This window comes from Thalassomonas actiniarum (genome assembly GCF_000948975.2).
GTDB lineage: Bacteria > Pseudomonadota > Gammaproteobacteria > Enterobacterales > Alteromonadaceae > Thalassomonas > Thalassomonas actiniarum.
The window spans coordinates 51,068-64,077 of record NZ_CP059735.1; the positions used below are offsets into that span (position 1 = coordinate 51,068).

Annotated in this window: 10 protein-coding genes; all 10 read left to right on the plus strand. The window is 49.3% G+C overall.

Features of this window, described 5'->3' with window-relative positions:
• Positions 1-106: 106 nt before the first annotated feature.
• Entirely contained in the window at positions 107-1,357 is a 1,251-nt protein-coding gene (locus SG35_RS00215) for a DEAD/DEAH box helicase (protein ID WP_044835209.1), read from the plus strand.
• A gap of 284 nt (positions 1,358-1,641) precedes the next feature.
• Positions 1,642-3,024, plus strand: a complete 1,383-nt coding sequence (locus SG35_RS00220) for a type VI secretion system protein TssA (protein WP_053043342.1) — start codon at positions 1,642-1,644, stop codon at positions 3,022-3,024.
• A 44-nt stretch (positions 3,025-3,068) separates the two neighbouring features.
• The gene (locus SG35_RS00225) at positions 3,069-3,599 is read left to right on the plus strand and encodes an Hcp family type VI secretion system effector (protein ID WP_044835210.1); all 531 of its coding nucleotides are present in this window, start codon (positions 3,069-3,071) and stop codon (positions 3,597-3,599) included.
• Between the two features lie 31 nt (positions 3,600-3,630).
• Positions 3,631-4,134 carry a type VI secretion system contractile sheath small subunit gene (gene tssB, locus SG35_RS00230; RefSeq protein ID WP_044835211.1) on the plus strand — a complete coding sequence of 168 codons (504 nt, stop codon included), beginning with the start codon at positions 3,631-3,633 and terminating at the stop codon, positions 4,132-4,134.
• Positions 4,134-5,612 carry a type VI secretion system contractile sheath large subunit gene (gene tssC, locus SG35_RS00235; protein ID WP_044835212.1) on the plus strand — a complete coding sequence of 493 codons (1,479 nt, stop codon included), beginning with the start codon at positions 4,134-4,136 and terminating at the stop codon, positions 5,610-5,612. Before tssB ends, tssC begins: the two co-directional genes overlap by 1 nt.
• Positions 5,613-5,651: 39 nt before the next feature.
• Positions 5,652-7,073, plus strand: coding sequence for a type VI secretion system contractile sheath domain-containing protein (locus SG35_RS00240; protein ID WP_044835213.1), 1,422 nt, complete (start codon positions 5,652-5,654; stop codon positions 7,071-7,073).
• The gene (locus SG35_RS00245) at positions 7,073-7,486 is read left to right on the plus strand and encodes a GPW/gp25 family protein (protein ID WP_044835214.1); all 414 of its coding nucleotides are present in this window, start codon (positions 7,073-7,075) and stop codon (positions 7,484-7,486) included. The genes SG35_RS00240 and SG35_RS00245 overlap by 1 nt, the downstream gene beginning before the upstream one ends.
• A 130-nt stretch (positions 7,487-7,616) precedes the next feature.
• Complete coding sequence (tssF, locus tag SG35_RS00250) at positions 7,617-9,419, plus strand: type VI secretion system baseplate subunit TssF (protein WP_044835215.1); 1,803 nt, start codon at positions 7,617-7,619, stop codon at positions 9,417-9,419.
• On the plus strand, positions 9,410-10,396 hold the full coding sequence (locus SG35_RS00255; RefSeq protein ID WP_044835216.1) for a type VI secretion system baseplate subunit TssG: 987 nt from the start codon (positions 9,410-9,412) through the stop codon (positions 10,394-10,396). The genes tssF and SG35_RS00255 overlap by 10 nt, the downstream gene beginning before the upstream one ends.
• A 4-nt stretch (positions 10,397-10,400) precedes the next feature.
• Positions 10,401-13,004: a type VI secretion system ATPase TssH gene (tssH, locus tag SG35_RS00260; RefSeq protein ID WP_044835217.1), complete on the plus strand. Its 2,604-nt coding sequence runs from the start codon at positions 10,401-10,403 to the stop codon at positions 13,002-13,004.
• Positions 13,005-13,010 lie beyond the last annotated feature (6 nt).

Here is a 13,010-nt window from a genome sequence, read left to right on the forward strand (position 1 = left end):
ATTGAGATAAATTTAAACCGGCTTTATCTCAGGATTTAGCGCCATCTCTGGTACACTGCGCGCTACAGTGTTTGATACATGTTTTATGCGTATTTTAGGGTGAGTTATGGGGTTTTCTTCTTTAGGTTTGCAAGCCGGTCTGGTGAAGTCTCTTGCCGAGCAAGGGTACCGGGAGCCGACACAGGTACAGCAAGCCGCTATTCCGGTTATTCTCAAAGGGCAGGATATTATGGCGGGGGCGCAAACGGGCACGGGTAAAACCGCCGCTTTTGCCTTGCCGATATTGCAGCTCTTGTCTCAGGAGAAAAATACCAAAAGCGACAACACTCAATCAGGTACGCCATCACCGCGTGCGTTAGTGCTTACTCCTACCCGTGAACTGGCGCAACAGGTACATGCCAGTTTTGAAAAATACGGTGTTCATTTGCCTTTCTTTAGCCGCCTTGCCTATGGCGGCGTCAGCATTAATGCCCAGGTAGAGGGTTTTAACGCCGGCGTTGATATCCTGGTGGCAACACCGGGGCGCTTGTTGGATCATCTTGCCAAAGGCTCCCTTACCCTGGCACAACTTCAATTTCTGGTCTTTGATGAAGCCGATCGTATGCTGGATATGGGCTTTATCGATGATATCAAGCGTATCCTCAAACTGCTTCCCGAGCAGCGCCAGACCATGTTGTTTTCGGCAACCTTTGATGCCGCCACGGTCGGTTTGAGTAAAAAGCTGTTAAATCAGCCGGAAATGATCCAGGTGGATGAAGCCAATAGCGCGGCGGAGCAAGTGGAGCAGATCGTTTATACCGTAGATCCTGACAGAAAGCGGGAGTTGATCTCCCATGTGATCGGCGCCAGAAACTGGCACCAGGTCTTGATCTTCACCCGTAGCAGACAGAGCGCGGATATGCTGGCGACACAGATGACCAAAGACGGCGTCAAAACCCAGGCGATCCACGGTGACAAATCCCAGGGGGCGAGAGAAAAAGCGCTGGCGGAATTTAAATCCGGGCAAACCCGGGCCTTAGTGGCTACCGATGTTGCCTCTCGCGGTCTGGATATCCGGCAGCTGCAATATGTGATCAACCATGAATTGCCTTTTAATCCCGAAGATTATATCCACCGCATCGGCCGCAGTGGCCGTGCCGGCAATACCGGTTTGGCAATCTCTCTGGTATCGAGAGAAGAAGAATACCTGCTGGCGGAAATCGAAGCGGTATTGGGGCAAGCGCTGCCCCAGCAATGGCTGCAAGGTTATGAGCCTGACTTAGATCGGGAAATAAAAACCAATAAAAAAACCAGCCGCACGGGACAAAAGCGCAGGGCTAAGCAGAGAGCGGGGGGCGGTCGTAACCGCAGGCGTTAACCGGCTTTTTGTTCCCCGGACTGTGATAAAACAACGCGGGTTTCAGATAAGACCAGATACTAAGGTGTTTCTTGATACATTAGGGCTAACCAGGCAAGGTTTGATTTAAACGGGACAAATGTGTAAACAATCAGCAAATACGCTGATATCTATGGCTATTTTGCCTTATTTACATAAGAATTATTGACAACCTTTACTTTTAAGCCCAGTTTGTTACTTTAACTGTACTGGCACTAAATCTAAAGCCGTATCCGATAAGAATAATTATTGTACAGCAGGGACTAATGATAGAGTATCAAGATTTATTAAAGCCAATTTCACCCGAGTCCCCGACCGGAATCTATTTAAAGAGTGATCGGGCGGTATATCGCAACCTGCGCAATATCTTTAATGCCGCGCAGTCTTCCTTCAGGCGCCTGATTGAAACGCCAGACTCGTCGGAAGATGAAACCCTGTTTGAAGAAAACCAGCAGAACTGGCAACAATTGTCTGATATTTGCTGGCAAACGCTGCAAGAAACCAGTAAGGATATTGAAGTCTATTGCTGGTGGCTGATGTCATTGTCTTTCCAGCGGGATTCCATTGCCAAGATCGCCGGCGGCCTGGAAACTTTAGTTCCTTTTATGGAAACTTTTTGGCCGGACGTACATCCGCGTATTCCCGATGAAAAACTCAAATCATCCGAGGCGCAGGAGCAGGCCAAAGAAATCGCCGAATTACAGCTCAGGCCTTTTATCCAGTTGCTGGGAGAAAGCGATAATAGCGGTTTGTTATATATGCCGCTGCAAATGCTGTCTTTGGTAGGGGAAATTGATCACGGCGCCTACCTTTCCGCCACGAAAGGCGGCAAGCTGGCAGAATTGAAAGCCCAGGCGCAGCAAGCCTTTTCCGGCGTGAAAAACGAAGTCACCGCCACCATCAAAGCCCTGGGCCTGGCCCTGGACTCGGTGGAAAAACTTGATGCCTGGATCGGTAAAACCTGTGGCGAACTTGCTATTTCCGCAGTGACTTGCCGTTTCCTCAGGGGCAACTTAAACGATTGCCTGGAAGCGATAAAATACCTGGTGGGCAATAACTACCAGGTGTGGCCTTTGGATATTGCCAAGCAGGAACAAATTCCAGCAGAACAGCCTGCAAATCCGGGGCTGACGGAAGAAAAAACAGAAAATTTAGCAAATAATAGCAACCAAAACCCGGCAGAGGTTACTCACTTGGTAAGCAATGTTGAAACCGTGCAGCAAGTGATGATCACCAGTGAGCAAATTAACAACCGGGATCAGGCTTTTCAGGAGTTGCGCAGGCTTGCCGATTATTTTAATAAGGCTGAGCCCCATAGCCCGGTATCCTTTTTGTTGGAAAAAGCGATACGCTGGGGTTATATGTCGCTGCCGGAACTTATGCAGGAGCTGGTGGCTGGCAACGACAAGGTGTTAAGCCAGATTGCTATGGTCACCGGCATGGACGGTGAGAAAACCCAGTTACCGGAGAACGCAGCTGTCAGCACCGTCGCCGCTCAGCCAGCGCCGGTAGCAGCCGCGGCCAGTGCGGTGCAGCAACAAGAATCAAATTCAGCGGCGGTAGCTGCTACCGAGGTAGCAAAGCCCGCAGAAAAAGAAGAAAGTAAAGTAAGTACAGAAACGGCAGCCGACTCCGGATTCCAATGGTAATTCGGATCGAAAGTTGATTTAAACGATAGCAATGGAGAAAAAATATGGCTTCAATTTACATGAGAATAGACGGTAACGACACAATCAAAGGTTCGGCAACCGTTACAGATATCGGTGGTAAGAAAGGATTTTTTGCTCTTGACTCAACTTCATGGAGCGCAATGCGTAACGTTAGCGTTGATATCGGTAATGCCGACAATAATGACGGTGGTATGGTTGCTTTAGGTGAGATCCAGTGTGCCAAGCAATTAGATGGCGCCAGCCCGTTCATCACCACCTTTTTATTCGCCCCGGGTGAAGAAGGTAAAAAAGTGGAAATCGTTTTCACTAAGCCGAACCGTGCCGGTAAGGGCCTTATCCCTTATTTTATCCTTACCCTGGAAAACGCCCGTATCTCCAGTTACAGCGTTTCCGGTAGTGACGGCAGTCAGCCTGGCGAAAACTTTGCCATGACTTATGCCACGATCGCGCAAACCTACTATGTAGAAGCCGAAGGCGGTAAAGTTGAGAAAGCGGCTGAAGTTGCCTTTGATACCCAAGCGGCTGAAATTACTTCACAAGCAGATCTGAAGTAACTTCCGATAAAACGAATTCAGGAATATAACAATGGCTTTAAACTCACAACACAAACGAGTCAGTAAGAACCGCGTCAGTATTACTTATGATGTGGAAACAAATGGCGCCCTGGAAACAAAAGAATTGCCTTTTGTCGTCGGTGTCGTTGGTGATTTTTCGGCAGATAAGGAAGACAAGGTAGATGTTGCCGATCGCGAGTTTTTTCAAATAGACAAAGATAACTTTGATACTGTGATGAAACGTGTCGGCCCAGAGTTAAAACTTAAGGTGGACAATGTTTTAACGGATGATAACAGTCAAATTGAAGCAAACTTAAACTTTGATTCAATGAAAGACTTTACCCCGGAAGCCATTGTTGAAAAAGTTGATGCCTTGAAAAAGCTGGTGGATACCCGCAACCAGTTAAAAGTGCTGCTTAGCAAGGCGGATCGCTCCAGGGATCTGGAAAAATTGTTAAAAGAAGTATTAACGGATGCCGAAACGATCAATTCTTTATCGGCTGAGTTAGGTGTTAAGAGCGAGGGGGATGCGTAATGAGCACTGAACAAGAACAAGGTGCAGCACCGGAAGGTGAAGCGCAGGAGCTGAGTTTCCTTGACCGCGCTGTTGCCGCAACCACCCAAACGGCACCGGATACCACTAAAGAGCTGATGTCCGTGCTGATGGACCAGGCGTTAGACGGTACCGTTACCTGGGATAAAAACCTGACCAAGACCATAGAAAATGCCATTGCCGCCATTGACGGTAAACTGTCCAAACAGTTATCCGCCATTATGCAGCAGGATAAATTCCAGAAGCTGGAAGGCAGCTGGCGTGGTCTGAACAAATTAGTGAAAGAAAGTGAAGTCGGCGCCGATTTAAAAATCAAGATGGCCGACTTTAACCAGGACGATTTACTGGAGCAGTTTGAAGATGCCCCGGCCATCGACCGCAGTCCGTTATTCAATACCCTGTACCAGCACGAATACGGTACTGCCGGTGGTGAACCTTATGGTTTGCTGCTGGGTGACTATCAGTTTGATGCCAGTGATGAAAGTGTTTCACTATTGCGTTACATGGGTGAAACGGCAGCGGCCTGTCATGCGCCATTTGTGGCGGCGGCTTCGCCTAACATGTTTGAATTAGACAGTTTTGATGTCTTTAACGAAGGCAAGCCGGTAGCGCCTGCGTTTGATTCCCCGGCCTATGCTGCCTGGAATTCTTTCCGTGAAAGCGACGATGCCCGTTATGTGTCTTTGACTTTGCCACAAACCATCGCCCGTTTACCTTACGGTAAAAAAGGCGCTTCGGTAAAATCGTTTGATTTTGAAGAGCTGGACCTGGATGCCGAAGGTAATCCAAGACCGACCGGCAATGATCAAATCGTCTGGTCAAATGCCGCCTATGCCATGGGACTGAAAATGACCCAGGCCTATACGGCGACCGGCTGGTGTACTTCTATCCGTGGCCTGGAAAACGGCGGTAAGGTAGAAGCGCTGGCGAACCTGACCTATAAGTCGGATGCCGGTGATATCCAGCAGCAATGTCCTACCGAAGTGAACTTAACCGATGAGCGTGAAAAAGAGCTCAGCGATTTAGGTTTCTTACCGTTAGTGCATTACAAAAGTTCAGATTATGCGGTTTTCATCGGTGGTCAAACGACCCAGAAGCCAAAAACCTATACCGATCCGGATGCCACAGCCAATGCCGCTATTTCGGCGCGCTTGCCGTTTATTATGGCCAGCAGCCGTATTGCCCATTACCTGAAAATTATGGGGCGCGACAAGCTCGGTTCTAACCTGGAAGCGGCGGATGTTGAACGTGATCTGAATATGTGGATCAGCCAGTTCACCAACCCGGGCGCGATTGGTAATGAGCAAAGAGCGAAAACGCCATTGGCGGAATCTGCCATCAAGGTGGTAGAACAGCCGGGTAAACCGGGTGCTTTCTCGGCCGTGGCCCATTTAAGACCTTGGTTACAGATGGAAGCGTTAACGACCTCTGTACGCATGGTTGCCAAAATACCAGGTTAATCCTGTGACGGGTGGCCTGACGGCCACCCGATATCCCTTATGACGATATCTATGAATTGCCTGAAAGAGTTACTGGCCTTAGACAGTAATAAGCCGGAATTTTTGCACCAGGCGACGGCAATACTCATTAACACCGCCAGTGATAAGGCCGGTGACAGTCATTGGGATGTTCCAAAATTAACAGCATTGCTGATCAAACTGATCTCTGTGATCGATCAGAAATTAAGTGAACAAATGTCGTTAATTTTGCAACATCCGGATTATCAGGATCTGGAAGCGCGCTGGAGCAGTATCAGTAACCTGATCTCAGTGCCTTTTAATAAAAACCGCGTCAAAGTCAAATGTCTCGATTATGACTGGAATGTTGTTTCTGCTGACGTCAATCTCTCGCCCGGGCTGAAATACAGCCAGTTATACAACAAGATAGGCAATAACGAACTCAATACCTTAGGGGGAGAGCCCTTTGGTTTAATGCTGGTGGATCACCAGGTCTCCGCCGAGCTTAATGATTTTTCCGAATATGACGATCTTTACACCCTGGAACTGCTCGGCGCCCTGGGACAACATTGTCTGTGCCCGATCATTATGTCGCCGGAAGACAATTTTTTCGGGGAAAGCGATGCCAAATGGTTAAGCGATACCCACCGGGTCAACAAGGTCATTAACGGACCGGATTACCTTAGCTGGCAGAAATTGCGCCGGGTCGACTCCAGTCGTTTTCTTGGGTTAACCTTACCAAAAATGAAAATTCGCGAGCCATATCAAAATCATACCTGCGGCTTTGTTTTTAATGAGGTCATGCCGGAAAATCCCGATCATTACGGTTTATGGGGTAATGCCCATTTCGCCTTTGCCGCTACCAGCATCCGCGAGTTTAACCGCATCAGCTGGTTTGGTTTTTTAAAATCCCGCTGGAATGACAGGTTGCAGGGGGCCGTGGTGAATATTCCTGAACTGGCGACGCCGCATTGCTGGCAATATCCCGAAGCTAAAACCCGCTTTTTTGGCCATCTGGCGCAGTTTTATGCCGAGCAGGGCTTTATTCCGCTATCCCATAGCCCGCTGACGGATAAATATTATTTTATGGATAACCATTCGGTGTGGCAGGGACCGGGCAGCAACGATGATAAGGTTTTATCTTTGATCCAGACCACGCTGATTTGCTGCCGTGTTGCCCATTATCTGAAAGTTCAGATAAGGGAATTGCTCGGCAGTTTTCTGTCTGCAACTGAGTGTGAGCAGTACTTGTCAAAATGGCTGAGTAAGTATGTTTCAAATGTTTCTTCAGGCAATGATGAAACCCTGGCGAAATATCCGCTGCGAAGTGCCAAGGTCAAGGTCAGGGAAGCGAAAACCTCGCCGGGAGAATATGTCTGTGAGGTGTCGCTGCAACCTCAGTATCAGTTTGATATGTTTGCCGGGCAAATTATGCTGACCACAGATTTGGCGGAGTCTGCCTGATGGTTTTTATCCGCACCTTTATCAAAGACCACCAGGGGGGCGAAGACAGCCCTTTACTGAGGTCGATTAAATATAATTTAAAGCAGCTGCTTGAAAGCGAAGCGCCGTTGATGGTGCTGGACCGGGATCTTAAGGCCTGCCAGCATTCTATCCTGGCTTATGGGGTCGAGGACATCCAAAGCCTGAATTACCAGCTGGGTAAAGGCATTTTTATTACCCGGATCAAACAGCTGATCCACGATTTTGAACAAAGAATAGAAAACCTGGAAATCACTATCCTGACCAACGAAGAAAAACAAAATGCCATACGTTTTATCATTGCCGGCGATTTGGTTAACGGCCAGGAATTCCAGCTCAATAGCCTGCTTAATATCAGTGATTTTAGTATCACGCTGGAGGATGAACTTGTCTGAGTTGTTGACACTATCAACAGATAAGCATGGAGAATACACTTGTCTGAATCTCTTATAAATCATCGTTATTTGCAAGAGGAATATCCTTATTTGCCAGAGCGAATGAGTATGCCGTGCATGGAGAATCGATTTGTCTGAATTGCTAAACCGCTATTTCGAACGTGAGTTGGCGCTGGTCAGGCGCTCCGGTGATAAGTTTAAAGCCCGGCATTCGGCTGCGGGCAGCAGTATGCACCTGAATGAAAAGCGCTATGAAGATCCCAACATCACCCGCCTGCTGGAGTCGGTGGCGCTGTTAAGTGCGAAAAATGAAATGAAGCTGGATCAACAGCTGCCGCATTTATCCAATGCCTTGTGCTCGGTCTTATATCCTTCTTTTAACCAGTTATTGCCTTCGGTGATGAGTGTCAGTTTCGACGGCGAAGAAGAATTTGTTGAAAATATTCAGTTGAAGAAGGGAGAAGCCTTTAGTGTCCGTAATGACAAGGGCCAGCCCTGTCAGTTCCGACTGTGCAATGATACCTTGCTTTCTCCCCTTACTTTGCAAGAGGTTTCCGCCCGTTTTGCGCCTTTTCCTTTTGATTTGCCTGTGGCCCATGATGCCAATGCCGTGATCCAGTTGACCCTGGAAGCCAATGATGCCGAAGCTGTGATGGCAGAGCTGGCGCCGGAGAATTTAAGTCTTTATTTACATGGGTTCGGCCAGGGGGCGGCTGGCTTAATTGAATTGCTGCTGTCCCAGTTGACCTTGATCTCTGTCTCAGACGAGCACTTTACCGAGATGCAGCTGCTGCCGGTGGAGAGCTTTAAACCCAGGTGCATAGATGAAGACTTTTCGGTATTAACGCGTCAGGGCAATGAATTTTCCGCCTACCAGATGATGCTGGAGTATTTTAATTACTCGGAAAAAAGGAAATACTTCCATATCCGGGACTTTAAATCAGCCTGTCAGGGGATCAGCGGTAATAAACTGGTGCTGAACCTGTTTGTCAAAGATATTCCGACGGAATATATCGGCTTGTTTGATACCAGTGTCTTTAAGCTTAACACCGCATTAGTGATCAATCAGTTTACCAACCGCGCCGAGCCGATACATTACAACCATAAGCAATTATCCGCACCTCTGGTAGCGGATGCCGTCAACCATAACGCCGATATCGATATTATTTCCATCGAGAGCGTTAGCGAAGTAAAACCCGATGGCGAATACCCGCTGCAGCCGTTATTTGCCAAGCGTTATTTTGATGAAAATAACGGCCTGCTCTGGTTCAGTGAAAGCCATGTGAACGATAAAAAAAAGTTCCAGCATCACCTGGTGCTCAGTTTTGAACAGGCAGCTGCACATCAGCTGCAAAACGGCCATGAGCACCTGTTAACGGCGCAATTAAACTGCTGTAACGGCCGGGCACCCTGTTCTATCAATGCCGGCAGTGTGATGAAGTTATCCGGCGCACTGGAGTTGCCGGGTAAACTCATCAGCCATAATATTCCCACCGTGCCTTATTATCCCAATGAATCCCAGGCTATACACTGGAAGCTGGTGGAACTGTTAACCACTAATTTCAGCGCACTGATCAACAGCGATAATCCGACGGAGAAACTCAGAAACCTGTTATCGGTTTTCAGCCGCTCTTCCCAGCAGCAGGTATTAACCAGTTCGATCCAAAAGGTGTCTTACCAGAAAAAAGTGGCCCGTTTGTATATCGACGGGGTCAATATTTTTACCTCCGGCACTTTAGTGAGCCTGGATATTTCGGTATTTGACAAGAAAAACTCCATGAATATCTGGCTGTTTACCCATTTGCTCAATCAGTTTTTTGCCGCTTTCTGCAGTTTTGACCGTTTTGTTGAGCTGGAGGTTAAGCTGTTAACGGGCAAAGGGCCGCGGGTGATCCATTTTGAAAAATATCATGGTAGCGGCCAATGTCTATAGTGCAGCAGGCGTTAAGCAGGCCTGAGCAGTTTGATCTGGTGCAGCTTATCCGCATCATCAACCGCTATACCCAAACGGCGCAGCAGCCGTTTGAGCTGGTGCTTGAAGCCGATCCCATGCCCAACAACCGCTACGCCAGCATCAGTGATTTTAGTGTGTCCGGCAGCCAGGCGAAGATCACCAGCTGTGAAACTTCCCTGAGCTCCGGCAATGCCGTGGTGCCGGTTTATATCTATGAAGAACTGCTTAAGGCATTTCACAATGAAGAATATGCCTTATATGACTTTCTCAATATTTTTAACGACAGGTATTTCCACCTTTATGCCCGCACGGTGGAAAAGTCCTATTTACTGCTGACGGAAGAAAGCGATCGTTTTTTTGCCCGCGATCGTCATAATGCCACCCGGCAGCAGGAGCAATTGGTGGACTGTATTGCCGCCTTAAGCGGGCTACCCGCCGGCGAGCAAACAAAAAAATGGCTCGGCTATGGCCTGATGCTGGGTATGCCGAACCGCTCCCGCCATCAGTTGCAGCAAGTATTGCAGGATTATTTTGCCTTAACCCTGTCGGTGCGCAGTAAAGCCCTGAGCAAACACCAGTTAACGGAAGAAAGCTGGACCCGTATCGGCGGCGCCAAACCGCAGAATAACCAGTTGGGGCAGGGGTTCTTATTGGGGCAGAGGTGTTACCTGGCGCAGCAGCGGCTGATCATCACCATAGAGCCGGAAAATGCCAATCAACTGGCGCAGTTGTACCAGGATAATCTCTGGTACCTGGAAATGGCGGATATGGCCCGTTGTTATCTGCGGGATAAAACCGAAATAGAAATTTATTTAAAAGCACCGGATAACTGGTTTAAACGTATGGCCCTGAGTCCTGTACCGGGGGAAAGTGTCCGCTTGGGCATGGGGTTCCATATAAAAAGTTCACAGCAACACCATGCTGTTGTTTATTTGATTCACCTAGTAAAGGATTAATTTTATGCCACAGGTAAACTTAACCAATTTAATTGCCAAACTCGATCCTGCCGCTAAGCGGGCATTGGAAATGGCCGCCGGCGATGCCATGAACAGCCACTGTCCGGCGATAGAAATTGAGCATTGGTTAATCCAGTTAGTCTATAAACCCGACGCCGAGCTGAGCCAGTTCCTCCAGAGCCAGAATATTACCCCGGATCAGCTGGTGGCGGAGTTGTCCGCCAAGCTGGAAAAACTCAGCAAAGGTTTTGAAGGTCAGCCGACCTTAAGCGGCGATTTAACCGAGTTGGTGAAAAATGCCTGGCTGACGGCCACGGTCGATTTTGGCCATAGCCAGCTGACGCCTTTGCATCTGTTGTTGGCGAGCCAGCAAAAGAATGATTTCGGTGCGACCATCATGCCGTTAAAAGCCCTGGAAAATTATTCCGAGTCGGCATTAAAGGCGCAAATTTCAAAATTAAAAGTGGCCTCGGGCAGCGGCACGGTTGCCGGCCCTGCGACTGCCGGCGCCGTCTCCGGCGATGCCCTGGACAAATATACCTCCAACCTAACCGAGCTGGCGCGTAACGGCCAGTTGGATCAGGTACTGGGACGTAACCAGGAAGTACGTACCGCGATTGATATCTTATGCCGCAAGCGGCAAAACAACCCTATCTTGGTGGGTGAACCCGGGGTCGGTAAAACCGCAGTGGCGGAAGGCCTGGCGATACGCATTGCCTCCGGGGAAGTGCCGGCGGTGATCCGCGACGTAGAGATTCACAGCCTGGATCTGGGTCTGCTGCAGGCGGGCGCCAGTGTCAAAGGGGAATTTGAAAACCGCCTCAAAGACGTCATCAATGAAGTGAAAAACTCGGAAAAGCCGATCATTGTCTTTATTGACGAAGCCCATACCCTGATCGGTGCCGGCGGCGCCGAAGGGCAGAATGATGCCGCCAACCTGCTGAAACCGGCGCTGGCCCGCGGCGAGTTCCGCACGGTTGCCGCAACGACCTGGGCGGAATATAAGAAATATTTTGAAAAAGACCCGGCGCTGACCCGCCGCTTCCAGGTGGTGAAAGTGGAAGAGCCGGGGGCGGAAGACGCCATCCAGATGCTCAGGGGCGTAGCAGAATCGCTGAAAAAACATCATAAGGTCTATATCCGCGAATCTGCGGTGGCGGCAGCGGTGAATCTTTCTATCCGTTACCTGCCGGCACGTATGTTGCCGGATAAAGCCATCAGTTTGCTTGATACCAGCTGTGCCCGTATCGCCCTGACCCAGGGAGCCAAACCCGAGCCGATCGAGTCGCTTGAGCAGCAGCTGATGTACCTGAACAATGAGCTGGAAGTGATGGGACGGGAAAATGCCATTTTTGACAATGCCGACTTTGAACTGGAAAAGCTTAAAGACACCATAACCGATACTGAAACTCAGTTAACCGCCTTAAACGAGCGCTGGCAGAAAGAGCTGGAGCTGGTGGATGAAGTGATCGCACTGCAAGGCGAGGTCAGTGATAATCTTGATAATGACAACCAGGACAGCGAGAAGCATAGCTTGCTCAACAACAAATTGTCTGCGCTTGAAGCCTTGCAGGCGGGAGAGCCGCTGGTCAATGCCATGGTCGATGATATTACCATCGCCCAGGTGGTTGCCGCCTGGACCGGCATTCCTGTGGGCAACATGTTACACGATGAAGTGAAGAAGTTGCTGACCATAGAAGACGAACTGCATAAGCGGGTGATCGGCCAAAGCGCCGCCATCAGCGAGCTGGCCAAGAGCATCCGGATTTCCCGCGCCGGGCTGACCGATAGCCGTAAACCTATCGGCGTCTTCCTGATGTGCGGTCCGAGCGGGGTCGGTAAAACCGAAACCGCGGTTGCTCTGACCGATTTATTGTACGGCGGCAGCAATGATATGACCGTCATCAATATGACGGAATTCAAGGAAGAGCATAAGATTTCCATGCTGTTAGGGGCGCCGGCGGGTTATGTCGGTTTCGGTAAGGGCGGGGTACTGACCGAAGCGGTCAGGCGTAATCCTTATTCTGTGTTGCTGCTTGATGAAATGGAAAAGGCCCATCCGGGTGTACATGATCTTTTTTATCAGATCTTTGATAAGGGCAGCATCCAGGACAGTGAAGGCCGCAGCGTCGATTTTCGCAATACCATTATTATCATGACCTCCAATGCTGCCGACCAGGCCATTTGCGATGTCTGCGACCAGGAACCTGAACGCTTGCCTAACGAAGAGCTGGTCACCCGGATACGTCCGGCGTTGCAGCAGTACTTTAAACCGGCGTTCCTTGGCCGTGCCACTGTGGTGCCTTATTATCCGCTGAATAACGAAGAGTTAAGCAAAATTTGTGATATCGCCCTTAACCGCATCCGCAAAAAACTGGCGGAGCAATATAAGGCGAGCTTCAGCTATGACGAAAATTTTGTGCAATATGTCATCAGCAAAAACAGCGATCCGACTACCGGAGCCCGGGGTATAGAGCAAATTATCAACCGCTCGCTGATGCCGCGCCTGGCGGAGCAGTGCATTACCTTGCTCAGTGAAGGCAAAGCCATTAACTCGGTGGAAGTTAGCTGCTCTGATGTCGACGACTTTGAAGTGATAATCAACTAGTTGAGA